Below are 24,073 nucleotides of genomic sequence, written 5' to 3'. Positions count from 1 at the left end.
AAAGGTCCTTCTTAAACGTCGAGGAAACGCACGTCGCGGGCGTTGCGGATGATGAAGTCGCGCCGGGCTTCCACGTCTTCGCCCATGAGCACGCTGAACAGGTCGTCGGCCTGCGCCGCGTCGTCGAGCGTGACCTGGCGCAGCAGCCGGGTCGCCGGGTTCATCGTGGTCTCCCAGAGCTGGCCGGCGTTCATCTCGCCCAGACCCTTGAAGCGTTGTACGTTGTCGCGCGGCCGCGGGTCCGGCTTGCCGTTGGCGATGCCGTCGGCGATGACCGCGTCGCGCTCGGGGTCGGAGTAGGCGTATGAGGCGTCCTCGCCCTTGCGGTCCCACTTGATCTTGTAGAGCGGCGGGCACGACAGGTAGACGTGACCGGCCTCGATCAGCGGCCTCATGAACCTGAACAGCAGCGTCAGCAGCAGCGTGTTGATGTGCTGGCCGTCGACGTCGGCGTCGGCCATGAGGATGACCTTGTGGTAGCGCAGCTTGGCGATGTCGAACTCGTCGTGCACGCCGGTGCCCAGGGCCGTGATCAGCGCTTGGACCTCGTTGTTCTTCAGGACCTTGTCGATCCTGGCCTTCTCCACGTTGAGGATCTTGCCGCGGATCGGGAGGATCGCCTGGAAACGCGAGTCGCGGCCGCCCTTGGCCGAGCCGCCGGCCGAGTCGCCCTCGACGATGAACAGCTCGCACTTCTCCGGGTCGTTCCACTGGCAGTCGGCCAGCTTGCCTGGCAAACCGCTGCCGGACTCCAGCAGCGACTTGCGCCTGGTCAGGTCGCGGGCCTGGCGTGCGGCGATGCGGGCGCGCGAGGCCTGCAGCGACTTGTTGATGATGTCCTTTGCCTCGCCGGGGTTGCGCTCGAACCAGTCGCGCAGGTGGTCGTTGCAGGCCTTCTGCACGAACGACTTGGCCTCGGTGTTGCCCAGCTTGGTCTTGGTCTGGCCCTCGAACTGCGGGTCGGACAGCTTGACCGAGATGATCGCGGTCAGCCCCTCGCGGACGTCCTCACCGGAGAGGTTGTCGTCCTTGCCCTCCTTGAGGAACTTCTGCTCGCGCGCGTAGCGGTTGACGATCGTCGTCAGCGCCGCGCGGAAGCCCTCCTCGTGGGTGCCGCCCTCCGCGGTGTTGATCGTGTTGGCGAAGGTGTAGACCGACTCCGAGTAGGAGTTGTTCCACTGCATGGCGATCTCGACCGCGATGCCGTCGCCCTCCTCCTCGAAGGAGATGATCGACGCGTGCGCCGCCTCCTTCTTGGTGTTGAGGTGCTTGACGAAGTCGGCCAGACCGCCCTCGTAGTGGTATTCGACCGTGGTGGGCGCGCCGTTGACGTGGTCGGGACGCTCGTCGGTCAGCCTGATCTTCAGGCCCTTGTTGAGGAAGGCCGTCTCCTGGAAGCGCCGCGAAAGCGTCTCATAGTTCCACGTCGTGGTCTCGAAGACGTCCTCGTCCGGCCAGAACGTGATCGTGGTGCCGGTCTCGTCGGTCCCCTCGCCCTTGGCCAGCGGCGCGACGGGCTTGGAGTGCTCGTAGCGCTGGCGCCAGTAGTGGCCGTTCTGCTTGACCTCGACGTCCATGGCGGTGGACAGCGCGTTGACGACGGCCGAGCCGACGCCGTGCAGGCCGCCGGAGACCGCGTAGGACTGGCTGTCGAACTTGCCGCCCGCGTGCAGCGTGGTCAGCACGACCTCGACGGCGGAGCGTTTCTCCACCGGGTGGATGCCCGTGGGGATGCCGCGGCCGTCGTCGACCACGCGCACGCCGTTGTCGGCCCGCAACGTGATGTCGATGGTGGTGGCATAACCGGCCAGCGCCTCGTCCACCGCGTTGTCCACGATCTCGTAGACGAGGTGGTGCAGGCCGCGCTCCCCGGTGGAGCCGATATACATACCCGGTCGCTTGCGAACCGCCTCAAGTCCTTCGAGTACGGTGATTGAGCTAGCGTCGTAGGACAACTGCGAAATCCTCCTGCCGCGGACACGCGGCGGGGGAGGCCATCAAATCGCAAAGCTGCCCCTGCCGTGCCCGTCACCGTCGTGAGTGCCCCGATGCGCGGTCACCCAGGGGAGTCGGCTTGCTGCCGGGGTGACACGCAAGCGGACGTGTCCGGAATCCTTTTTCATTCTACCGCCTCCGGAGGCCTGAGGTGGCAATGAACGCGCCTGTGATGCCCGCTAGCTTGATTTGCCCCCGGGCCAGCATCCCCCCTCCGGAAAGGGGGCTTATCGCGTCTGCGGCTTTCTGATCGCCCCCGGCGCACAACCGCAGCGGCTGGACGCCACTATCCGTAGGTGTCCCTTGGGCCTCTGCTTCCGGTCACCCGCAATCCACCTGAAGGTCGGGGCGCGTTCTGCGGCGCCCTGACCTTGACCTTCGTCACCGTGCCGTCGCCCAGCTCCTCGTTGAGCCTGCGTACGAGGGTGCGGGCGAGCAGCCGCACCTGCGTGGCCCAGGCGGTCGAGTCGGCCGAGATCAGCACCTCGCCGTCCTCGAAGGACTCGGGCTTGGTGTGCGCGGCCAGGTCAGGGCCGACGATGTCGGCCCAGCGGCCGAACACGCCGCCGACCGCCGCCGACCGCTCCCAGCCGCGAGCGGCCAGCAGGTCCGCGATCGCACGTCCGAAAAGTTGTGGATCGCCGCTGTCCCTGCGGGGCCCTTTCCGCCTCGGCTCGCGCCGGGGGAGCTGGCCGCGCTTGGCCGCGTCCGCCTTGGCCTGGGCGAGCTTCTCCCTGGCCATGGCCACGCCCTTGGCCGTGGGGTTTTCCTCATCGGACACGGGTCACGCTCCCCTCCGCGACGTCGAATCTGGCTCCGGTCAGCTCAGGTGGCACGTCATCCGGTACGGCGGCCGTGATGAGCACCTGCTCGGCGGGCGCGACGATCTCGGCCAACCGCCGCCTGCGCTGGCTGTCGAGCTCGGCGAACACATCGTCGAGTATCAGCACGGGATCGCCGCCGTCGGCCCGCAGCAGGTCGTAGGCGGCCAGCCGCAACGCCAGCGCGAACGACCAGGACTCGCCGTGGCTGGCGTAGCCCCGAGCCGGCAGGTCGCCCAGGCCGAGGATCAGGTCGTCGCGGTGTGGGCCGACGAGGGTGACGCCGCGTTCCAGCTCCGACTGGCGGACCTCTATTAGCCGCTCCCGCAGCCGTTCTTCAAGGGTTTTCCCCAAGTCTGTGGATAACGTCTGTGTATCGAAAGATCCGCGCTCACCGGCGATTTCACCCTCCGGACCCCCCTCATCGGCATCCCCACCTGTGGACAACGTGCTCCGGTACGCGAGCGTCGCCGGGGCGCTCGCCGGGGCCAGTGCCGCGTACGCGCCCGCCACCAGCGGCCGCAGTGCCTCGATGAGCTCCAGCCGCGCTCGCAGCAGCTCGGCGCCGTGCCTGGCGAGGTGGGCGTCCCACACCTCCAGCGTGCTCAGCACGTCCCCCGCCCCCGCGGCGGCGAACGCGGTGTCGCTCTCCTTGCGCCGGGCGCTCCTGCTGCCCCTGCTGCCCCTGCGGGCCTGCGCGGCCGTACGCAGCAGGGCGCCGCGCTGCTTCAGCACCCGGTCGTAGTCGGCGCGGACACCGGCGAACCTGGGGGCCCTGGCCACCAACAGGTCGTCGAGGAAACGGCGGCGCTCGGAGGGGTCTCCCTTGGACAGCGCCAGGTCCTCCGGCGCGAACAGCACCGTGCGCAACAGGCCGACGACGTCTCGAGCCCTGGACACGGGGGAGCGGTTGAGCCGCGCGCGGTTGGCCCGGCCCGGGTTGATCTCCAGCTCGATGAGCGCCCGCCGGTCGTCCCTGTGGACGGCGCAGCGAATGATCGCCCGCTCGGCACCCCTGCGCACCAGGGGCGCGTCGCTCGCCACCCGGTGGCTGGAGTGGGTCGCGACATAGCCAAGGGCCTCGACCAAGTTGGTCTTGCCCTGGCCGTTGGGCCCCACGAAGGCCGTGGCGCCCGGCTCCAGGCCGAGCTCCACGGAGGCGTAGGACCGGAAGTCGGTCAGCGACAGGTGGGCGACGTGCACCCCAAGAAGGTTAGTGCGCCCCGCCCATCACCGGGGTCACGGCACGCTTGCTATCGGTCGGTCTCGCGGGGCGGCGTCACGTCCGCGCCCGGTGCGTCAGCGCCTTTGCCCGTGCTGCCCTCGGTCGAGGTGATGGCGTGGCCGCCGAACTGGTTGCGCAGCGCCGCGACCACCTTCATCGAGGGGGAGTCGTCCTGGCGCGAGGCGAACCTGGCGTAGAGCGCGGCGGTGATGACCGGCAGCGGGACCGCGTGGTCCACAGCCGCCTGCACCGTCCACCGGCCCTCGCCGGAGTCCTGTGCATAACCGCGCAACTGGTCGAGGTGCTCGTCGTCGTCCAGTGCCCGCACCAGCAGGTCGAGCAGCCACGAGCGGATCACGGTGCCGGTGCGCCAGCTCTTGAAGGAGCCCTTGACGTCCTTGACGACGTCGGAGGCCTCCAGCAGCTCCCAGCCCTCTGCGAAGGCCTGCATCATGCCGTATTCGATGCCGTTGTGGACCATCTTCGCGAAGTGCCCGGCACCGACCTCGCCGGCGTGGACGAAGCCGTCCTCGCCCTGGGGCTTGAGCGTCTCGAAGATCGGCATCAGCCGGTCGACGTTGGCCTGGTCGCCGCCGCACATGAGCGCGTAGCCGTTCGTCAGTCCCCAGACGCCGCCGCTGACGCCGCAGTCGACAAAGCCGATGCCCTTCTCGGCCAGCTCGGCGGCGTGCTTCTGGTCGTCCCCATAGTGGGAGTTTCCGCCGTCGACGACGATGTCGCCCTCATCGAGCGCCTCGCCAAGGTCGTCGATCGTGGACTGGGTGGGTTTGCCCGCGGGGACCATGACCCAGACCACGCGCGGCGCCTGCAGACGTTCGACCAGGTCTTTCAGGCTGGTCACGTCGCTGATCGACGGATCGCGGTCATAGCCGACGACCTCGTGACCGCCGCGGCGCAGCCGTTCGGCCATATTGCCGCCCATCTTGCCCAGTCCGACCATGCCGATCTGCATGTTGTCCTACCCCCTTGTCAGGCTTCCATCATCCCCGATGACAGGTTCAGCCTGACAGGCGGATGGGCATGATCAGATAACGGTAGTCGGTGGCGGCGCCGTCCTCCACAGGCTTGCCACCGGTGAGGATAGCGGGCTTCGTCGATGTGGTCATCTGGAGCCTGGCCACGTCCGAGTCGATGGCGCCCAGGCCCTCCAGCAGAAACTGGTGGTTGAAGGCGATGTTCATCTCCTCGCCCTCGTAATCCACAGGCAGGGCCTCGACGGCCTGCGCCTCGTCGCCGCTGCCCGCCTCGAGCACGACCTCCCCGCTCTTGAACGCCAGCCGTACCGGCGTGTTGCGCTCGGCGACCAAGGCCACACGCTTGACCGCCTCCACGAACGGGCCTGTGGACAAGTCGGCGCGCGCGGAGAACTCGGTGGGCAGCAGCGACCGGTATTTGGGGAACTCAGGGTCGAGCAGCCGTGTGGTGGTCCGCCGGCCCGCGCTGGAGAAACCGATCATGCCTTCGCCGGTGCCGCCCGCGGAGCTGAGCGCGATCTCGACCTCCGCGCCGGTGCTGCCGAGGGCCTTGGCCGTGTCGGCGAGCGTTTTGCCGGGGATCATCGCGATGGCCGCGAAGTCGGGCTGACCCGGCTGCCACTTCAGCTCGCGTACGGCCAGCCGGTAGCGGTCGGTCGCGGCGAGGGTCACGGTGTCGCCCTCGATCTCCATGCGCACACCTGTGAGCATCGGCAGCGTGTCGTCCCGGCCGGCGGCGACGGCGACCTGGCCGACGGCGGAGGCGAACACGTCACTGCCGACCCGGCCCGCGGCCGGCGGCATGGCCGGGAGCGACGGATAGTCCTCCACCGGCATGGTCAGCAAAGTGAATCGAGCGCTGCCGCAGGTGACGACCGCCTTGGCGCCGTCCACCACGAAGTCCACAGGCTGTGCGGGAAGGGCGCGGGTGATCTCGGCGAGCAGCTTGCCCGAGACCAGCACGACTCCCGGCTCCCCTGTGTGGAGTTCGAGCGTCACCTCAGCGGAGACCTCGTAGTCGAATCCGGACAGCTTCAATCGCTGCTCGTCGGTGACCTCCAGGCGCATGCCGGCGAGAACGGGCACCGACGGGCGCGCCGGGAGGCTGCGTGCCGTCCATGCCACCGCCTCAGCGAGGACGTCTCGCTCGATTCGGAACATCACGGTGATCAGCCTCCTGGTTCGTCGTTGATTCAAGGATCTCAAGGATCCACCCTCCCGCGCTCGCGCTCCGGGAGAAGCCCAACTATGGGTCTTTGAGTTCTTAGTTAGAGATAGAAGAGGTCATCACACTAGGGGCTGTGGGAACTGTGGACAACCAGCGTTGTGGCTGGTCAGCGGCACTTTATTCATCCACTGCGGTTGTGGGTGGAGCCTGGGGGAAACTTCGGTGCCTGGGGACGGCGAAATTTTGCCCACAGGTCTTCCCCAGATCATGGTCCGTTCATCCACGGGGGAAGCGGGGTTATCCACGAGGTTTCCACAGCTTATCCACGGGGTAATCGGGGGCCTTCTGGAGTCCCAGATCGGCTGTTCACAGGCCGTCCACAAGTTATCCACGAGTCGTCCCCAGATCTGGGGGAGATGTCCCCACCATTGTCCCCAGCCCCTGTGGGCGGATTTTTCACGCCATCGCCGGGCGTACGGCCGCGTCCTTCCGGCGTTTTCGCTGCTCCACAGTGTTTTCCACAGGCTGTGCATGACTATCAAGATCCACGCTGTGTCTGCTTGATCCGCATTGTCAGCTCGTTGACCTGGTTGTACATCGACCGGCGCTCGGCGATGAGCGACCGGATCTTGCGCTCGGCGTGCATCACAGTGGTGTGGTCGCGGCCGCCGAACTGCTGACCGATCTTCGGCAGCGACAACTCGGTCAGCTCGCGCGCCAGGTACATCGCGATCTGCCGGGCGGTCACGAGCGCGCGGCTGCGCGAGGTGCCGCACAGGTCGTCGATGCTGATGCCGAAGTAGTCGGCGGTCTCGGCCATGATCGCCGCGATGGTGATCTCGGTGTCGGACTCCGAGGTGATCAGATCCTTCAGCACCACCTCGGCGAGCTGCAGGTCCACGCCTTGCCTGTTGAGGCTGGCGAACGCGGTCACCCTGATCAGCGCGCCCTCGAGCTCGCGGATGTTGGTAGAGATCCGGCTGGCGATGTACTCCAGCACCTCGGGCGGCGCGGCCAGGCCCTCCTGGATCGCCTTCTTCCTGAGGATGGCGATCCGGGTCTCCAGCTCGGGCGGCTGGACGTCGGTGATCAGGCCCCACTCGAACCGGTTGCGCAGCCGGTCCTCCAGCGTGATCAGCTGCTTGGGGGCGCGGTCGCTGGAGATGACGATCTGCTTGTTGGCGTTGTGCAGCGTATTGAAGGTGTGGAAGAACTCCTCCTGCGTCTGCTCCTTACCCTCCAGGAACTGGATGTCGTCCACGAGCAGGATGTCGATCGCCCGGTAGCGGCCGCGGAACCCGTCGGCCTTGTGGTCGCGGATGCTGTTGATGAAGTCGTTGGTGAACTCCTCGGAGCTCACGTATCTGACCCGTGCGCCGTCGTACAGGCTTTGGGCGTAATGCCCGATCGCGTGGAGCAGGTGCGTCTTCCCCAGGCCCGAGTCGCCATAAATGAAGAGCGGGTTGTACGCCTTCGCCGGCGATTCGGCGACGGCCACCGCCGCCGCGTGGGCGAACCTATTGCTGGCTCCGATGACGAATGTCTCGAATGTGTACTTTTGGTTGAGCCGGGCGGGTTCGCTGGGCTTATTGCTCTTGGCCTCCCACCGGTTCGGCGCCGGTTCAGGGGCTTTCTCCACAGGCGGTTGTGCCTGTTCAAAAGCGAACCCAGGCTGTGGATAGTCGGTGGATATCTGCGTCGGCTCGGGCTGTGGAGAATAGAACTGCGGGGGCTCAGAAGCCGGGTTGTGCTGGGGTTGCGCGGCCTGTGAATAACGCAGCTGACTCTCCACACCTTGGGGATAACTGTGAGTCACAGGCTGTTGATGGGGGTCGCCCGAAGTCTGCTCCGGCGCCGTCGTGTCGATCATCACGGCCAGCCGCATGGTCCGGCCCAGCTCTTGGGACAGCGCGTGCGCCACGAGCGGGCGCAGCTTGCCCTCGATGAGGTCCTTGAGGAAGTCGTTGGGGACGCCGAGCACGATCGTGTCGTTGGCCAGAGCGATCGGCCGGACCATGGACAGCCAGGTGCGCTGCTGGATCGGCACGTTTTCGTTGAGGAAGTTGCCCAGGGCCCTCGCCCATACCGTGCCAAGGTCGACACCATTCACAGTGCGGTTCCCCTCCTCCCTCTCGCGGCCCCCCGCGATCGTTTATCCACATGGCGCGGGCCGCCCGGTCACTCGGCGGCCCTTCGTCCACAGCGTGGCGGCCGGGTTTCGTACCCAGCCCCTCCACAGGATCTCCACAGGATCTCCACAGCTGTGCACAGGGTTTCTGCGGGTCCGGAAGGGCCGACAGTAGCCCTGTGCACAGCTGTGTTCAAGACGTTGTCCACAGCGTAGTGGCACCCGGGTGCGCATACTGTGGACGCCGCCGGGCGGTGGAAAACCGGGCTGTGGATCCGTGGATAACCGTTCCGGTTTGACCTGGGGTGGCCTTCCCCCGTAACGTACGACGGTCGGCTTGTCACGCGACGGCTATTTCGCGTGCCCTCGCATTCCTGACAGGCCATCCATGTGTGTTAAGCGTCCCTGGGGCGCACCATCAAGCCTGGAGCCCACCCGTGAGCAAGCGTACTTTCCAGCCGAACAACCGTCGCCGCGCGAAGACCCACGGCTTCCGGCTGCGGATGCGCACCCGGGCCGGTCGCGCCATCCTCGCCGCTCGCCGCCGCAAGGGCCGCGAGAAGCTGTCGGCCTGACCGTTCCGCGTCCGCCTGACGAGAGATCCGTCACATGGACTGCCGCCCGGGCCTTGATCGGGCACGACAGTAGGGAGGCAGTCCCACGAGCAGGTTTCTCGTCCGACCAGCTGGCCCGCCGGTGAATCTCGCCGGCGGGCGATAGGCGTATACGGTGCTGTCCCGGCAATCCCGCATGCGGCGCGGGGAGGATTTCGAGGCGGCGGTCCGGCGCGGCAAGCGCGCGGGTCGCCCGACTCTGGTGGTGCATCTCGGCACGTCCGGGGAAGAGTCACCTCTGGTGGGTTTCGTGGTGAGCAAGGCCGTCGGCGGCGCCGTTACCCGAAACAAGGTCAAGCGACGGCTCCGACACCTGATGCGGGACCGTCTGCACCGGCTGCCGCGAGGTAGCCTGCTTGTGGTACGCGCCAATCCACCGGCCGCGTCCGCGCGATTCGAGCAACTGGCCGCCGAGCTCGATTCCGCGCTGGATCGTTTGCTCAGGCGGCGCGAGTCCTCGACGGGTGGACAGAGATGACGGAGCAGGCGCAAGAGGCGCCGAGCGAGGCGCCGAGCCTCGCCGCACGGGTGCTGATCATGCCGATCCGGTTCTATCGGGCGTTCATCAGCCCGATGCTCGGTCCGCGCTGCCGGTTCTACCCGTCATGCAGTGCATACGGACTCGAGGCGATTGCCGTGCACGGAGCGGTGCGCGGCATTTGGCTGACTGTCCGGCGCATCGGGCGGTGCCACCCATTCCATCCCGGAGGTATAGACCCGGTGCCCCCACGCCCGGTCCGGTCTCACGAAACGCAAGGGAGATAGCTCGGTGGAGCTGTCCTGGCTGAGCTGGCTGTATGAAGCCGTAGCCCAAGTCATCATCTGGATCCATACTGGTTACAGCACGGTCCTCAACCCGGACAGCGGGCTGACCTGGTCGTTGACGATCATCACGCTGACCGTGTTCATGCGGGTCCTGATCTTCCCGCTCTTCCTGAAGCAGATGCGCTCGTCGCGGAAGATGCAGGAACTCGCCCCCAAGGTGCAGGAGATCCGCAAGCGCTACAAGAACGACAAGCAGCGCATGAACCAAGAGGTCATGGCGCTCTACCAGGGCGCCGGCGCCAACCCGCTCGGCGGCTGCCTGCCCATCGTCGCGCAGTTCCCCATCTTCATCTCCATGTTCACCGTGCTGCAGGCGATGGCCAACGGCCGCCCGGTGTACGGCATGAGCCAGCAACTGGTGGACAGCGCACGGTCGGCGCACATCTTCGGCGCGCCGTTGCCGGCCAACTTCTTCATGTCCTCGACGGACATCGCGGGCTTCGATGCGGGCGTCGTACAGACCAAGGTTGTCCTGGGGATCTTCGTCGCGATCAGCTCGCTGACGACGTTCCTCACCGTCCGGCAGAGCGTCACCCGCTCCATGGCGCAGATGCCGGACAACCCCATGGCGCAGCAGCAGAAGATCCTGATGTATATCTCTCCGCTGTTCGCCTTCTTCAGCCTGAACTTCCCGCTCGGTCTGATCATGTACTGGGTCACCACCAACGTCTGGACGCTTGGCCAGCAGCACTGGTTCTACAGCCGGCACCCGATGCCCGAGTTCGACGCCAAGGGCAACGTGGTTCCCGTCCCGCCGAAGCAGGGGCTGATCGCCAAGCTCCGCAAGACCCCGCCGCCGGAAGAGCAGGCGCCTCCGCCCCCGCCGGAGCCTAAGATCATCAGGCAGCAGCCGAGCCGCCAGCCCCGCAGCAAGCGCACCGGCAGCAAGAAGTCTTGAACACGAAGGAGAGGCCGGCCATGACCGAGGCCGAGGAGAAGAAGGCTCCTGATCTTGCCGCACTCGAGCAAGAGGGCGAGATCGCTGCCGACTACGTCGAGGGGCTTCTCGACATCGCCGACATCGACGGCGACATTGACATGGACGTCGAGGGCGACCGCGCCCTGGTCTCCGTGGTCGGGCTCAAGAGCTCGGAGCTGGTGGGACCCGGGGGGGAGGTCCTGGAGGCTCTGCAGGAGCTGACCCGCCTGGCCGTGCACCGGCAGACGGGGGAGCGCTCGCGGTTGATGCTCGACGTCGCCGGCTATCGCGAGCGGCGGCGTGCGGAGCTGACCAAGCTCGGCACCGAGGTCGCCGGGCAGGTCAGGGAGAGTGGCGAGCCGAAGGCGTTGCAGCCGATGACGCCCTTCGAGCGCAAGATCGTCCACGACGCGGTCGCGGACGCCGGGCTCCGCAGCGAGTCCGAGGGTGAGGAGCCCCACCGGTACGTGGTGGTCCTGCCTGCCTGAGTGTCATCCGACGCGGCCGTCTGCCCCGCCTTCGTGCGCGGTGGGCGGCCGTTTTCCTTTTATCCTTGTACGTGGTGCGTACGGCTGATATCAGCCGGTATTTGCGCCTATATGCCTATAAAGCACTGCCGGGTATTCCGGGGGCTCGACGCGGTGGCGGCGTGCTCGAGGGTCACCTTTGGGCCAGCCCGCTAGTCTTCCTTTGTGATCGCCCCTCTAGCCTTGGGTAGGGACCGACTTCGAACCTTGGGGCATGCCCCTGGCTCCAGCTTCCGACCTAGCCTCGCCCCTCCCTGTCAGTGCGTTCACTCCCGGCTACGACCTAGCACCAAGAAAGGGCCATCAACCAGTGAGCGATGAGCTTCCGGCGCCGCCGGACATAGCGCGGGACGTCTTCGCCGGGGAGGCTTGGGATCGCGCGAACGCGTTCGCCGAGCTGCTGGCGGGTCCTGGCGTGGTCCGCGGGTTGCTGGGCCCGCGGGAGGTGCCGCGGATCTGGGATCGCCACCTGCTCAACTGCGCGGTGGTCGCCGAGGTCGTTCGGCCGGATGTGCACCTGGTGGACATCGGGTCGGGCGCGGGGTTGCCCGGGCTCGTCCTGGCGATCGTCCGGCCGGATATCACGGTCACGCTGCTGGAGCCGCTGCTACGCCGTACCGTGTTCCTGGAGGAATGCGTCGATGCCCTGAAGCTCGGCAACGTCGAGGTGGTGCGGGGGCGGGCGGAGGAGCTGGCGGGCAAGCGCGTGTTCGACGTCGCGAGCGCACGTGCCGTGGCGCCGCTCGACCGGCTCCTGACGTGGGCGATGCCGCTGCTCCGCGAGGGCGGCGAGCTGATCGCCATGAAGGGGGAGCGGGCCGCCGGTGAGCTGGCCGAGGCGGAGGAGCAATTGCGGGCCAGCGGAGCCCGAACGGCTGAGCTTGTGACCGTCGGGCGCGGTAAGGTCGAGCCGCCTGCAACATTGGTTCGGGTGGTAGCGGGTCGCCCGCCGGAGCAAGCAAGGCGGCGACGAAGGAGGTGACGGTTGTGCCAGTCGCGTCATGCGGTCTTGGATGGCCGGGCAACCGTTCTTCGGAGAGTGCAACCGGGGTTGGCTGGCCCGAAATGGGCGTGTCGCGACAGCAAATTCCCGGCACCGGCATACCACTGGTTGAAAGGATGGCGATCGTGACCCAGACCCCCCTGAACCCCGGTGATTCGCCGTTGGTACGAGAGGCGCTCAGCTCAGTGGTTTCACGTGAAACATCCGCAACCCCGATGGCCGCTGCCCAGGCAGGCGAGACCCCAGGCGATGGCGACGGCACCTGGCCGCGCCCTGCCAAGTGTCGGGTGATCGCGGTCGCCAACCAGAAGGGTGGCGTAGGCAAGACCACGACGTCGGTGAACATCGCCGCCGCCCTGTCCATGCACGGCCAGCGGGTCCTCGTGGTGGACCTGGACCCGCAGGGCAACGCCTCCACGGCACTGGCCACCGAGCATCGGGGTGACGTGCCGGACGTCTACCAGGTCCTGGTCGACGACCTGCCCATGGCGGACATCGTCAAGCAGGTCCCCGACATGCCGAACCTCTACTGCGCTCCGGCCACCATTGACCTGGCGGGAGCGGAGATCGAGCTGGTGTCCCTGGTCGCGCGTGAGGCCCGCCTCCGCCGGGCGCTGGGGGCCTACGACGCGATCGACCTGGACTACATCGTCATCGACTGCCCGCCGTCGCTCGGCCTGCTGACGGTCAACGCGCTGGTGGCCGCGGACGAGGTCATGATCCCTATCCAGTGCGAGTACTACGCGCTCGAGGGCCTCGGTCAGCTCCTCAGGAACGTGGATCTCATCAAGGCTCACCTGAACCCGACTCTTCGGTTGTCGACCATCGTCCTGACGATGTACGACGGGCGTACCCGACTGGCGTCGCAGGTGGCGGACGAAGTGCGAGCCCACTTCGGTGACACGGTGCTCAACACGGTCATCCCACGGAGCGTCCGCCTGTCGGAGGCACCCAGCTATGGGCAGTCGGTCATGACGTACGATCCGGGGTCGAGTGGCGCGATGGCGTACATGGACGCCGCCCGGGAGATCGCGCACCGCGCCACCGTAGCCTGACGATCACCTCAGGATCATTTCCTCTCATCCCGACGTCGTTCGGAGGTGCGGGCCGTATGGTCCTGCCCCGGGTTCCTTGGGTTGCGCTTTTGATCGGGGAGCGGCGTCTTCTACGCCGAACCGCGTCTGAGAGCACCGCGTGCGGGGACCGTTGTCGGTGAGGGCGCAAAGCCCGGTGCGCCTCGCCAGCGTCGGACTGCGCGTGCCTCAACTCCTGCCTCCGGCTCCTGCCTCCGGCTCCCTGCGCGGGCCAAGGGTGGCGGTGGGCCCTGGGGACAGTCACTCGTTAGGCAGGTATGTGACCGTGTCGGTGCAAATCCAATAGGACGGAGTGTGGCGAGGGGGCGCTCCGTCGGGCGCGCACCGGTAACCTCTCCTGGAGTGACCGGAATCGGCCGGGTGGTGAGGAGACGCAGTGAGTCAGCAGCGGCGGGGATTGGGCAAGGGACTCGGGGCGCTCATCCCGACCGGACCTATCGTTGACAGCACGGGGTCGGCGCCGGCGTCGGGCAACGGATCGCCGGCGGAGACCGGCCCCAAGCCGATTGCCGGAGCGTACTTCAAGGAGGTCGCCCTCAAGGCGATCGTTCCCAACCCTCGCCAGCCACGTGAGATCTTCGACGAGGAGCGACTCGAGGAACTGGCCGCGTCCATCCGCGAAGTCGGTCTGCTACAGCCGATCGTGGTCCGGTCGGTTGGCGGCGGTCAGTATGAGCTGATCATGGGGGAGCGGCGCTGGCGTGCGTGCCAGCAGGCCGGTCTGGACCCGATTCCGGCCATTGTCCGCAACACACAGGACACTGATCTCCTGCGGGACGCTCTTATCGAGAACCTTCAGCGCGAGCAGCTGAACGCGCTCGAAGAGGCGGCCGCGTACCAGCAGCTCCTCGACGACTTTCAGGCGACGCACGAGCAGTTGGCGCAGAGGGTAGGGCGCTCTCGCTCTCACATCACCAACACCTTGCGCCTGCTGAACCTGCCACCTGAAGTCCAGCGCACGGTGGCCGCCGGCATCATCAGCGCCGGCCACGCCCGGGCCCTCCTTGGCCTCGCCTCGGCCGGGGAGCAGATTCAGTTGGCCAAGCGCATCGTGGCGGAGCTGCTTTCGGTGCGGGCCGTGGAGGAGATCGTCTCCATGGGTAGCGCCAAGGCCGCCCAGAAGGCGCCTCGCGAGCGGCAGTCGGCCAAGCCCACGGCGCCCGGCCTGACCCATCTGGCCGACCGTCTCTCGGACCACTTCGAAACCAAGGTCAAGGTCGACCTGGGACGCCGGAAGGGCCGGATCGTCGTGGAGTTCGCGACGATCGACGACCTGGAGCGCATCATCGGCACCATGGCGCCAGAGGCGGTCCGCGCAATGCGGGAGGGCTAACGCCGTACGGGTTAGGGGACGCCGACTGCGTCTCACGGTTTCACGTGAAACAACGAGGCTCCTTGCCGGCGCTGCGCCCATCCAACGCGAAGTCGGCCGACCTGTATTGGAACCGGCTCGGTGGAGTTACTCGCCGGGCCAGACGGATGTACTCCACTTCAGTCGACGCTCCGGCCCGCTGGCTTGGCGGCTATTCGGCTGGGTCGATGTTTCACGTGAAACGCGCCGGTGTTGGGTGCGAGCAGGCTGGGATCAACGCCTGTATCCACGCCTCCACCGTGCGCCTCTCTCCGCTTCACGCGCTGCGCGCCAGCGCCACTGGCCACTGCCAAGCACTGGGCAGTCCACGCCGCGCCATTCGCCACGCCGTGCGCGTCCGCCGTTCGCCACGCGCCGCGCGCCGGCGTCCCCCCCTCGCATGCGTCTAGCCCCGCGCCCATACGCTCCCGCCCGCGCGTTCCACCGCGCGATCAAGCCTGCGCCGCCGCGTGCGCCAGGCGTCGCGCGGCCACGCCCACGGCCATCCCATGGGCCCCATGCCCACGCCACGCGCCGCGCGTCCGCCTCCCCGCGTCCGTCCCCGGGCCATACGCCCGCGCCTGCGCCAGGCGCCACACGCCAAGCGCGTCCACGCCGTGCGTCCACGCCATGCGTCCACGCCATGCGTCCACGCCATGCGCCGTCCGCCCTTGCTCGCGTCTCGCCCCGCGCTCATACGCGCGCGCCTCCGTGTTTCGCCGCGCGCTCAAGGTGCGCCGCCTCCTGCGCCACGCGCCCATGCCATACGCCCACGCCACGCGCCATACGCCCACGCCACGCGTCGCGCCGCCCGCCTGGCATGCCTCTGGACCCGGGCCATGCGCCCGCGCCTGCGCGTTCCGCCGTGCGCTCAAGCCTGTGCCGCCGCCCACGCCAGGTGTCGCGCGCACACCCACACCCACGCCACGCGCCGCGCGTCCCCCTCTCCACGTCTGGCTCCGGCCATGCGCCCCGCGCCTGCGCGTTTCGCCGTGCGCTCAAGCGTGCGCCGCCGCCTGCGCCCCTGCCAGGCATGCGTTTGGGCGGTGCGATGTCAATGTCCCGCTTGTGCCGCGCCATGCCGCCGCTGTGGCGCGTGCCTGCGCCCGCGCCACCCCTGCCCGTGCCTGACTCGGCGCCGCGTCAGTGCCCACCCCACCCCCGCCCGTCCTGACCCTGCGCCGCGGGTGCGTCGTGCCGGCGGCCCGCGCTTGAGCGGGTACTCGTGCTTGCCGTGTGCTCGTGCTCGCGGCGTGCGGCCGGGACGGCGCCATCTTCGGGCGCTCGCTGTTTCACGTGAAACAGCGGAGCGGTCGGCATGGAGCCTGGGAAGGGCAGGGGGAGTGTGGAGTGGGCGCGATGGGGGTTAGGGAGACCGCCGTGGGAGTACGACGTGTTTCACGTGAAACGGAGGTCCAAGGAAGCGCGTGGTCTACAGAGAGGCGGCGGCCTTGCGGATGCCGTCGAGGAAGTCGTCTACGTGTTCAGGCGCCGTGTCGAAGGCGGTCATCCAGCGGACGACTCCCGTCGCCTCGTCCCAAGGATGGAAGAGGTAGCGGCGGCGGAGAGTCGTCGTGATGGCGGGTGGGAGGGTGGCGAAGACGGCATTGGACTGGACCGGCTGAGCCAGGGCCAGCCCGGGGATGTCCGCGATGCCGTCAGCCAAACGCATGGCCATCTGATTGGCGTGTGCGGCGTTCCGGCGCCACAAGTCGTCCGTCAGGAGGGCGGAAAGTTGTGCCGAGATGAAGCGCATCTTCGAGGCCAGCTGAAGCGATTGCCGTCGCAGGAAGGGGACGGCGTCGGTCAGCGATGGGTCGAGGACCACGACGGCCTCCGCGGCGAGGGCGCCGTTCTTGGTGCCGCCGAAGCTGAACACATCCACTCCGGCGTCAGTCGTGATGGTTTTCAAGTCGCAGCCGAAGTAGGCCGCGGCATTGGCGAGCCTGGCGCCGTCCACATGAAGCCGTAGGCCCACCGTGTGCGTGGCCTCGGCGAGGTCGGCGATCTCTTCGGGGGAGTAGCACGTGCCGAGCTCTGTGGCTTGAGAGATGGAGACGACCGCTGGCTGCGATTCGTGGGGGTTGCCGATCCCGGACAGCCGGGATTTGATGTCGGCGGGTTGAAGCTTGCCGTGCTTGGTGGGGATCGTCATCAGCTTCACGCCGAGCAGGCGCTCCGCCGCCCCGGCTTCATGGGTGGCGATGTGGGCGCTGTCGGGACAGATGATCGCGTCGTAGCGGCCGAGCATGAGCGCCAACCCGACCATGTTGGCGCCTGCTCCGTTGAGAACCGCAAAGCCTTCCGCGCCTGGGCCGAACGACTCTTTGATCCTTTCCTCGAAATCCGAGGTCCATTGGTCGTCTCCATAGGCGGGCGCGTCGCCGTGGTTCGCCGCTGCCATGGCTTCGAGGATGTCGGGGTGCACGCCTGCGTGGTTGTCGCTGGCGAAACTCTTTGGGTACGTCGAATCGATCAGCACATCGTAAGGCTACGACCCGTGGCTTGCCTGGTGGCTCTCTGACCGGCGATCCGCAGGCTCACGGTCTCGGTGTCTCGGCCAGGACGGTACGAGTGGCTGAGCAGCTTCTGTGGCTGCTCGTGGTGTGCTGGGTGATGTCAGGTACGGGAGCGGGCGGCGGCGTTCTGGAGGAGGGTGCGGCACAGGTCCCCCAGATCCTGGCCGGCGGCCTCAGCGGACATCGGCAGGAGTGAGGTCTCCGTCATTCCGGGAGCCACGTTGACCTCAAGGAAATGGGGAACGCCCGCAGCGTCCACGATCAGGTCTGTGCGGGAGATGTCACGTAGGCCCAGAGCGGTGTGGGCGGTTACGGCGGTTTCCGCGCACGCCGCAGCCGCGGAGGCAGGGAGCCGGGCCGGGGCGAAGAACTCGGTGTGCCCAGCCGTGTAGCGGGCCGCGTAGTCGTACACCCCCTCGTCCGGGACGATCTCCACGGCTGGCAGCGCCACGGGGCCGTTGCCGAGGTCCACCACCGAGACCGCCACTTCCACGCCTTCCACGTAACGCTCGATCAGAGCAGTGTCGCCGTAGGCGAAACAGCCGACCATGGCGGCGGGGAGCTCTTCTGCTGTGCGTACGATCGACGCGCCCAGTGCCGAGCCGCCCCGGGCCGGCTTGACGAACAAGGGCAGGCCGAGTCGCTCGACGATGCGGCCCAATACCACCGTGGCACCAAGGTCGTGGAACGTCTCTTTGGGGAGGGTGACGGACTCCGGGGTGCGAAGGCCGACGGAGCGGACGACGGCCTTGGCGGTGGGCTTGTCGAAGGCGACCCGGCAGGCGTCCGGATCGGCGCCGACGTACGGCACATTGAGGAGCTCCAGGACGGAACGGATCGCGCCGTCCTCGCCCGCGCCCCCGTGCAGGGTCACGAACACCGCGTCCGGAGGGTCGGCGAGGATCGATGGCACGAGGGATGCGTCGGTGTCCCGGGTCTCCACGTCGATGCCTGCCGCACGCAGCACCTCACTGACTCGGCGACCCGAGCGCAGAGACACCTCCCGCTCATAGGAGAGGCCTCCGGCCAGCACGAGCACGTGGCCCAGATCGCTCATCACATCTCCTCTGCTGATCGAACGCTGTCCAACCGTACCGGCGTCGGGGGCGAATGGTGTACGTGAGGTGCTTCTCCCCGCGAGTCTGCCCATGCTCGTGGGATTTCCGTGCACACGGGAACTCACGTAGTCGCCGTTGTCGTCGGTCCCTTCTTATCCCTCCTATCTGGCAGTTGATGCCGGGCGATGAGCAAGGCGACCGCGCCGAGAGGAAGCGGCTGCCTCCTTGCGACTCCGCCCGTGTGATTGGGCAGGCCTCATTGCGGCACGCGTGAACTTGCCCCCACGGGGTGCCGGATGCGCTGCTGCAGCGGCAGAAGGGGGTTGGTGACGAGCGGGCCGGTGCCGGAATGAGGACTGGTGTTGGGATGCGTGTCACCGCGACGCGCGGCCCATGTGTCCTCGGGCTAAACGGCCCGGGCGAAGTCGTCTCCACCGAGACGGCTTCGCCCGGGATGCGAGGCGAGCCCAAGGAGGCTGAGTGACCGAGCTCGCCCGCGACTCGACGACACCGGCGAGGCGTCGTCTCAGCCCAATCCGCTGTCAACACGGTCCAGCGGCACTGTGCCGGCGAGTGGGCGGTTACTAGGCCAGATCCGGGCCGGGAGTGTCCACGCCGGGGTGTTCGCGCACCGAGCCGGTCCCGAACGTGTCCCGCAGTTGCATCTCCTGCTCGATCACCCCAGCCAGCCGCCGCACCCCTTCCCGGATGCGGTCCGGCTCGGGGAAGCAGTAGGACAGGCGCATGTGCCGCGCCCCGCTGCCGTCTGAGAAGAACCCGGTGCCGGGAACGAACGCCACGCGCTCGGCCACCGCCCGCGGCAGGATGGCCTTCGAGTCGAGCCCTTCCGGCAGGGTGGCCCAGACGAAGAAGCCGCCGCCGGGGCGGGTCCAGGTGACCTCGGGTGGCATCAAGGCGTCGAGGGCGTCCACGAGCGCATCACGGCGCTCACGGTAGAGCTCCTTGAACGACTTGATCTGCTCCCGCCATGGCTGCGTGGCCAGGTATTGGCCCACGGCCAGCTGCGTGAAAGAGGAGTGCGACAGCACGGCCGACTCCATGGCGAGCACAAGCTTGTCGCGGATGGCGTGCGGGGCCAGTGCCCAGCCGACCCGGAAGCCGGGGGCGAGCGTCTTGGAGAACGACCCCAAATAGACCACGCCGTCGGGATTGTCGGCCCGCAGGGCGCGCATGGGCTCTCCGTCGAAGCCGAGCAGCCCGTAGGGATTGTCCTCGATGATCAGCACCCCGGCCCGCTGGCAGATGTCGAGCACCTGCTGCCGGCGGGCGAGGTTGAGCGTGACGCCAGCGGGGTTCTGGAAGGTCGGGATCGTGTAGAGGAACTTGATGGGCGCGCCCGCGGTCTCCAGCGCGTAGATCGTCTGGGCCAGCGATTCGGGCACGATGCCCTGGTCGTCCATGGCGACGTGGACCACTTTGGCCTGGTAGGCGGCGAATGTGCCCAACGCTCCGACGTACGACGGGCCCTCGGCGAGCACCACGTCGCCCGGGTCGATGAAGATGCGGGTCATCAGATCAAGCGCTTGCTGCGACCCCACGGTGACGACCACGTCGTTCGCCCCGGCCTGAATCCCCTCCAGCCGCATGACCTCGCAGATCTGCTCGCGCAGGTGCGGGTCGCCCTGGCCGGAGCCATATTGCAGCGCGACCGGGCCACGCCTGGTCACGAGGTCGGAGACCAGCTCACCGACCATGTCGAGGGGGAGGGCCGTGACGTACGGCATGCCGCCCGCGAGCGAGACCACCTCGGGCCTCGACGCGACGGCGAAAAGAGCTCGGATCTCGGAGGCGACCATCCCGGTAGCTCGCGCGGCGTACCGATCGACGTAGGCGTCGATGCGCGACCCTTGGGTCGCGGGTGTCTGACCGTGATCCAGCTCTTCTGTCACGGCCCACCTCCTAGGTGTCATACGGGGCGGAATACCAGATTACGCCAGACGGACATGTCGCACGTGACCGGGCTCAACCGTCGTGGTGTCCGCTGGCGGCATCTTCACTCGGCTACGATGCCAGGTGTGGACGCGGTTTTCGCGCGCTTTTCCGGGTCAACGATAGGGGCGGTAGTTGTCGCGCCGACTGGTCAACATAACCCTGGACAATCTTGAAGATTTGCCGCGGCGCTGCCGACGGTGCGTGTTCTGGGAGCTCGATCCCGTCAGCGGGGACCGCGCGGTGGACTCGGGCGACCCAGGGCTGGAGAAGGAAGCCTGGATCTCCGCCACGCTGCTGGAGTGGGGGAGCTGCGGGAAAATCGCCTATGTCGACGGCGTGCCCGCGGGGTTCGTGCTGTACAGCCCGCCGCTCTACAGCCCGCGTTCGGTGGCCTTTCCCACCTCGCCGGTCAGCGCCGACGCCGTGTTGCTGATGACGGCTCACATCATTCCCGAGTTCTCGGGCGGCGGGCTCGGGCGGATGCTGATCCAGGGTGTGGCCAAAGACCTGACGCGGCGCGGGGTCAAAGCCATAGAAGCTTTCGGGGACCTCAAGTGGGAAGAGCCTAGTTGTGTAGTTCCTGCGGATTACTTGCTTTCTGTGGGGTTTAAGACAGTTCGTCCGCATTTGCGATTCCCGCGGCTCCGCCTGGAGCTCAAGACCGCCGTCTCGTGGCGTGAGGACGTCGAGGTGGCTCTGGAGCGGCTCCTGGGCTCCATGAGCCCGGAACGCGCGCTGCGCCCCGTCTGAGCCCAGCTCAGCCCCACACGCTGCCGTTCAGCCCCGTAAGCCCCCGTTCAGCCCCATACGCCGCCGCCCAGGCCATGCCCAAGCCGTACGCGAGAGCCCCCCGCGGATACGACCGCGGGGGGCTCTGCCTGGCGAAGCGCGCCGTAACAGGCGAACTAGATGATGCCGTCGAGCTCGCGAAGCAGCATGGCCTTCGGCTTGGCGCCGATGATCTGCTTCACGACCTCCCCACCCTTGTAGACGTTCAGCGTGGGGATCTGGAGCACGCCGTACTGGCGCGGAACCTCAGGGTTCTCGTCGATGTTGAGCTTGACGATCTCCAGCTTGTCGCCGTGCTCGTTGGCGATCTCCTGCAAGATGGGCGCGACCTGACGGCACGGGCCGCACCACTCGGCCCAGAAGTCGACCAGCACAGGCTTGTCGCTCTTGAGGACCTCTGCTTCGAAAGTGGCGTCGGTGACAGCCTTCACGGTGCGCTCCTTACTTCTCGTTGTCGGCTAGCCAGCGCTCGGAGTCGAGCGAGGCCGCACAGCCGGTGCCGGCCGCGGTGATGGCCTGGCGGTAGGTGTGGTCGACGACGTCACCCGCGGCGAAGACGCCGGGGATGTTGGTCGCGGTGGTCGGGGAGGCCACCTTGATGTAGCCGTCTTCGTCGAGGTCGATCTGGCCCTTGACGAGGTCGGTGCGTGGGTCGTGGCCGATGGCGAGGAACAGCGCGTCGGTGGCGAGCTCGCACTCCTCGCCGTTCTTGACGTTGCGCAGCTTCACCGCCTCGACCTTGGTGTCACCGAGCACGTCGACGACCTCGGAGTCCCAGATGAAGCGGATCTTCTCGTTCGCGAGCGCCCGGTCCTGCATGATCTTGCTGGCCCGCAGCGTGTCGCGGCGGTGCACCACGGTCACCATGCGCCCGAACCGGGTCAGGAACGTGGCCTCCTCCATCGCCGTGTCGCCGCCACCGACGACAACGATGTCCTTGTTACGGAAGAAGAAGCCGTCACAGGTGGCACACCAGGACACACCATGACCGGACAGGCGCTTCTCGTTCGTCAGGCCCAGCTCGCGATAACCGGAGCCCATGGCCAGGATGACGGACTTGGCGTAGTAGGTGTCAGTGTGCGTCTTGACGACCTTGGGGTTGGCCTCCAGGTCCACTTCGACGACGTCGTCGGCGACCAGCTCGGCGCCGAACCGCTCAGCCTGCTTACGCAGGTTGTCCATCAGGTCGGGGCCCATGATGCCGTCGGGGAACCCAGGAAAGTTCTCCACGTCGGTGGTGTTCATGAGCGCGCCGCCCGCGGTGACGGAGCCCTCGAAGATCAGCGGCTTGAGCTCGGCGCGCGCGGAGTAGACGGCCGCGGTGTAGCCAGCTGGGCCGGACCCAATGATGATCACGTTACGAACGTCGCTCAACGCTCCACGCCTTCCTCGTCTGCTGTTGCACCGGCGTCAACAGATCCTAGGCCGCCGTGATTCCCTGCCCTACCCACGACGCCCTGGCGAAACGGAAGTCCTTCGCCGGCGTGGCCCTCGTAGGACCACCTGACCTGCGGCAACAGCGTGGGGCGGTACTCTACGGCAAACAAAAGAGCCCGCCGTAGCGGGCTCTTTCGCGGATGTCTCCTACCAGCGGCCCATGGTGGGCTTGCGCAGGTTCTTGCAGTAGAACGGGTCGACGATGTCGATGCGGATCTTCTTGGCCGGCTTGTTCTTCCATGAGGCGAAGATGAGGGCCTCTTGCCCGTTGTACTGCCCCTGGTCGACCGCGAAGACGTCGAGCTTGCTCCGGCTGCTGACCTTGCTCGCGCACTTGGCGACCTGGTCGGCGCTGGCGCCGTCGCCGCCCAGCACCGTGGCGAAGCCGAAGAGGCTCTCCAGCGGCTGCCGCAACACGTTGTCGCTGTAGTTGTAGCCGCTGTCGGTCACGGTGTACGCCCTGGCCTTCTCCGGGCTCTTGGTCTCCTCCTTGCTCTGCTGCGCGAGGGGCGGGGGCGCGCTCGTGCCGCCGCCTCCGCCGGAGGCGAGCAGACCTGCCGAGACCGCGGCCGTGCCCACCACGGCGGCGGCCGCCGCGGCCGCGACCGCGGGCAACGCCCACCGGCGCCGCCTGACGGGTCTTGGCTTGGCCGGGACGATGGTGCCGTCGTCGGAGACCACTCCCAAGCGCACAGGCTCGGGCTCGGGGGCCACGACCGGCCGCTCCCACGGGGCGTCCCGCATGAGCTCGTCCCAGTCAGGTGTTTCCACGAGGCCGACGCCTCCGCGCCGAGACTCGGACTCGGCCGCCAGGGCCTTGTCGATGCGCAGTGCGACACCCATCGGCATGGCCGGTGTGGGGGTCGCCGCGAGCACCTCGCGAACCGCCGCCAGATCGGCCAGTAGCTCCCCACAGGGGTCGCAGACCGCGAGATGCTCGCGGACCTGGCGCGCCGTGGCGACGTCCAGGAGACCCTCGGCCAAATCGGCCAGGGTGTCCAGATCGTAGTGCGTATCACCCGTCACGAAGTTCTGCTCCCTTCGCGGATGAGACGCGATTGAGGTCCGATCGGTTCCGCAGATGCGAAAGAATTGGGGCAAGTTTCGCGCGCCCTCGGGCGCACCGGCTCTTCACCGTGCCGCTGGGCACCTCGAGCACCTGAGCTGCGTCTTCGACCGAATAGCCCATCATGTCGACGAGCACCAGTGCCGCACGCTGGTCGGCGGGCAGGAGTTTCAGCGCGGCCGAAACCTCCATCGAGACCTCGCGCTCGACGGTCTGGTCGGGCAGGGGCGACTCGCGCTCGGCGGCCTCGATGAGCTCGTCGTCGGCCACCGGCCGGACGGACTTGCGGCGCATCCTGTCGAGACAGGCGTTGACCACGATGCGGTGCAGCCAGGTGGTGACGGCTGCCTCGCCGCGAAACGTGGCGGCTTTGCGATAGGCGGAGACGAAGGCGTCCTGCACGGCGTCGGCGGCCTCGTCAGGGTCACCGAGCGTCCGCAGGGCGACCGCCCACATGCGATCGCGGTGCCTTTTGACGATTTCGCTGAAGGCGTGAGGATCCCCGTTGATGTGCGCGGTCAGCAGCTCGGCGTCAGTGACCGCCGGCCGATCCGCTGCTGAGGGTGTCTCGGGTGGGGAGTTCACA

22 protein-coding genes are annotated in these 24,073 nt (G+C 67.5%); 9 read left to right on the top strand and 13 right to left on the bottom strand.

From position 1 onward, the window contains the following. Window positions 1-11: 11 nt before the first annotated feature. The 6 genes from gyrB to dnaA form a co-directional block, all read right to left on the bottom strand. On the bottom strand, window positions 12-1,955 hold the full coding sequence (gene gyrB / locus Q9G87_RS18370; RefSeq protein WP_305917587.1) for a DNA topoisomerase (ATP-hydrolyzing) subunit B: 1,944 nt from the start codon (window positions 1,953-1,955) through the stop codon (window positions 12-14). A gap of 326 nt (window positions 1,956-2,281) precedes the next feature. Further along, a complete protein-coding gene (locus Q9G87_RS18365; RefSeq protein ID WP_305917586.1) occupies window positions 2,282-2,776 on the bottom strand; it encodes a DUF721 domain-containing protein in 495 nt (164 codons plus the stop codon). Beyond that, complete coding sequence (gene recF / locus Q9G87_RS18360; RefSeq protein ID WP_305917585.1) at window positions 2,766-4,019, bottom strand: DNA replication/repair protein RecF; 1,254 nt, start codon at window positions 4,017-4,019, stop codon at window positions 2,766-2,768. Before recF ends, Q9G87_RS18365 begins: the two co-directional genes overlap by 11 nt. Window positions 4,020-4,069: 50 nt before the next feature. Next, on the bottom strand, window positions 4,070-5,014 hold the full coding sequence (gene gnd / locus Q9G87_RS18355; RefSeq protein WP_305917584.1) for a phosphogluconate dehydrogenase (NAD(+)-dependent, decarboxylating): 945 nt from the start codon (window positions 5,012-5,014) through the stop codon (window positions 4,070-4,072). 46 nt (window positions 5,015-5,060) lie between these two features. After that, window positions 5,061-6,200 carry a DNA polymerase III subunit beta gene (gene dnaN, locus Q9G87_RS18350; RefSeq protein WP_305917583.1) on the bottom strand — a complete coding sequence of 380 codons (1,140 nt, stop codon included), beginning with the start codon at window positions 6,198-6,200 and terminating at the stop codon, window positions 5,061-5,063. A 542-nt stretch (window positions 6,201-6,742) separates the two neighbouring features. Beyond that, window positions 6,743-8,275, bottom strand: coding sequence for a chromosomal replication initiator protein DnaA (dnaA, locus tag Q9G87_RS18345; protein ID WP_452449400.1), 1,533 nt, complete (start codon window positions 8,273-8,275; stop codon window positions 6,743-6,745). A gap of 494 nt (window positions 8,276-8,769) precedes the next feature. On the opposite strand from dnaA, the gene rpmH reads away from it, so the two are divergent. The 8 genes from rpmH (at window position 8,770) to Q9G87_RS18305 (ending at window position 14,647) form a co-directional block, all read left to right on the top strand. Next, on the top strand, window positions 8,770-8,907 hold the full coding sequence (gene rpmH / locus Q9G87_RS18340) for a 50S ribosomal protein L34 (RefSeq protein ID WP_043614899.1): 138 nt from the start codon (window positions 8,770-8,772) through the stop codon (window positions 8,905-8,907). 154 nt (window positions 8,908-9,061) lie between these two features. Next, entirely contained in the window at window positions 9,062-9,424 is a 363-nt protein-coding gene (rnpA, locus tag Q9G87_RS18335) for a ribonuclease P protein component (RefSeq protein ID WP_305917581.1), read from the top strand. Then, a complete protein-coding gene (gene yidD / locus Q9G87_RS18330) occupies window positions 9,421-9,711 on the top strand; it encodes a membrane protein insertion efficiency factor YidD (RefSeq protein WP_305917580.1) in 291 nt (96 codons plus the stop codon). The genes rnpA and yidD overlap by 4 nt, the downstream gene beginning before the upstream one ends. 4 nt (window positions 9,712-9,715) lie before the next feature. Beyond that, window positions 9,716-10,669 (top strand): membrane protein insertase YidC, encoded by a 954-nt coding sequence (gene yidC / locus Q9G87_RS18325; RefSeq protein ID WP_305917579.1) that lies wholly within the window; start codon window positions 9,716-9,718, stop codon window positions 10,667-10,669. A gap of 20 nt (window positions 10,670-10,689) precedes the next feature. Next, on the top strand, window positions 10,690-11,178 hold the full coding sequence (locus tag Q9G87_RS18320; protein ID WP_305917578.1) for a Jag family protein: 489 nt from the start codon (window positions 10,690-10,692) through the stop codon (window positions 11,176-11,178). Between the two features lie 349 nt (window positions 11,179-11,527). Beyond that, entirely contained in the window at window positions 11,528-12,199 is a 672-nt protein-coding gene (gene rsmG / locus Q9G87_RS18315) for a 16S rRNA (guanine(527)-N(7))-methyltransferase RsmG (RefSeq protein ID WP_305917577.1), read from the top strand. 236 nt (window positions 12,200-12,435) lie between these two features. Continuing rightward, window positions 12,436-13,275, top strand: a complete 840-nt coding sequence (locus Q9G87_RS18310) for a ParA family protein (RefSeq protein ID WP_305917576.1) — start codon at window positions 12,436-12,438, stop codon at window positions 13,273-13,275. A 415-nt stretch (window positions 13,276-13,690) separates the two neighbouring features. Next, complete coding sequence (locus Q9G87_RS18305) at window positions 13,691-14,647, top strand: ParB/RepB/Spo0J family partition protein (RefSeq protein ID WP_305917575.1); 957 nt, start codon at window positions 13,691-13,693, stop codon at window positions 14,645-14,647. A gap of 1,450 nt (window positions 14,648-16,097) precedes the next feature. On the opposite strand, the gene Q9G87_RS18300 is transcribed toward Q9G87_RS18305, so the two are convergent. From Q9G87_RS18300 to Q9G87_RS18290, 3 genes are all read right to left on the bottom strand, one after another. Then, the gene (locus Q9G87_RS18300) at window positions 16,098-17,147 is read right to left on the bottom strand and encodes a threonine aldolase family protein (protein WP_305917574.1); all 1,050 of its coding nucleotides are present in this window, start codon (window positions 17,145-17,147) and stop codon (window positions 16,098-16,100) included. 137 nt (window positions 17,148-17,284) lie between these two features. Then, window positions 17,285-18,241 (bottom strand): D-alanine--D-alanine ligase family protein, encoded by a 957-nt coding sequence (locus tag Q9G87_RS18295; protein WP_305917573.1) that lies wholly within the window; start codon window positions 18,239-18,241, stop codon window positions 17,285-17,287. A 585-nt stretch (window positions 18,242-18,826) separates the two neighbouring features. Then, entirely contained in the window at window positions 18,827-20,173 is a 1,347-nt protein-coding gene (locus Q9G87_RS18290) for an aminotransferase-like domain-containing protein (RefSeq protein ID WP_371825788.1), read from the bottom strand. A 154-nt stretch (window positions 20,174-20,327) separates the two neighbouring features. Here Q9G87_RS18290 and Q9G87_RS18285 point away from each other — a divergent pair, with 154 nt between their 5' ends. Next, on the top strand, window positions 20,328-20,945 hold the full coding sequence (locus Q9G87_RS18285) for a GNAT family N-acetyltransferase (protein WP_305917572.1): 618 nt from the start codon (window positions 20,328-20,330) through the stop codon (window positions 20,943-20,945). A 155-nt stretch (window positions 20,946-21,100) separates the two neighbouring features. Here the strand turns inward: Q9G87_RS18285 and trxA are convergent, their stop codons facing one another. The 4 genes from trxA to sigM all read right to left on the bottom strand — a co-directional run bounded on the left by trxA (window position 21,101) and on the right by sigM (window position 24,072). Next, entirely contained in the window at window positions 21,101-21,415 is a 315-nt protein-coding gene (trxA, locus tag Q9G87_RS18280; RefSeq protein WP_138671814.1) for a thioredoxin, read from the bottom strand. A gap of 10 nt (window positions 21,416-21,425) precedes the next feature. Continuing rightward, window positions 21,426-22,358: a thioredoxin-disulfide reductase gene (gene trxB / locus Q9G87_RS18275; protein WP_305917571.1), complete on the bottom strand. Its 933-nt coding sequence runs from the start codon at window positions 22,356-22,358 to the stop codon at window positions 21,426-21,428. Window positions 22,359-22,568: 210 nt separating this feature from the next. Further along, window positions 22,569-23,447: an anti-sigma factor family protein gene (locus Q9G87_RS18270; protein WP_305917570.1), complete on the bottom strand. Its 879-nt coding sequence runs from the start codon at window positions 23,445-23,447 to the stop codon at window positions 22,569-22,571. Next, window positions 23,437-24,072, bottom strand: a complete 636-nt coding sequence (sigM, locus tag Q9G87_RS18265) for an RNA polymerase sigma factor SigM (RefSeq protein WP_305917569.1) — start codon at window positions 24,070-24,072, stop codon at window positions 23,437-23,439. The genes Q9G87_RS18270 and sigM overlap by 11 nt, the downstream gene beginning before the upstream one ends. Window position 24,073 lies beyond the last annotated feature (1 nt).

The organism is Nonomuraea turcica, assembly GCF_030718205.1.
Lineage (GTDB): Bacteria > Actinomycetota > Actinomycetes > Streptosporangiales > Streptosporangiaceae > Nonomuraea.
Note: the sequence above shows the minus strand (reverse complement) of the source record. Positions and strands in the feature narration are given on the sequence as shown.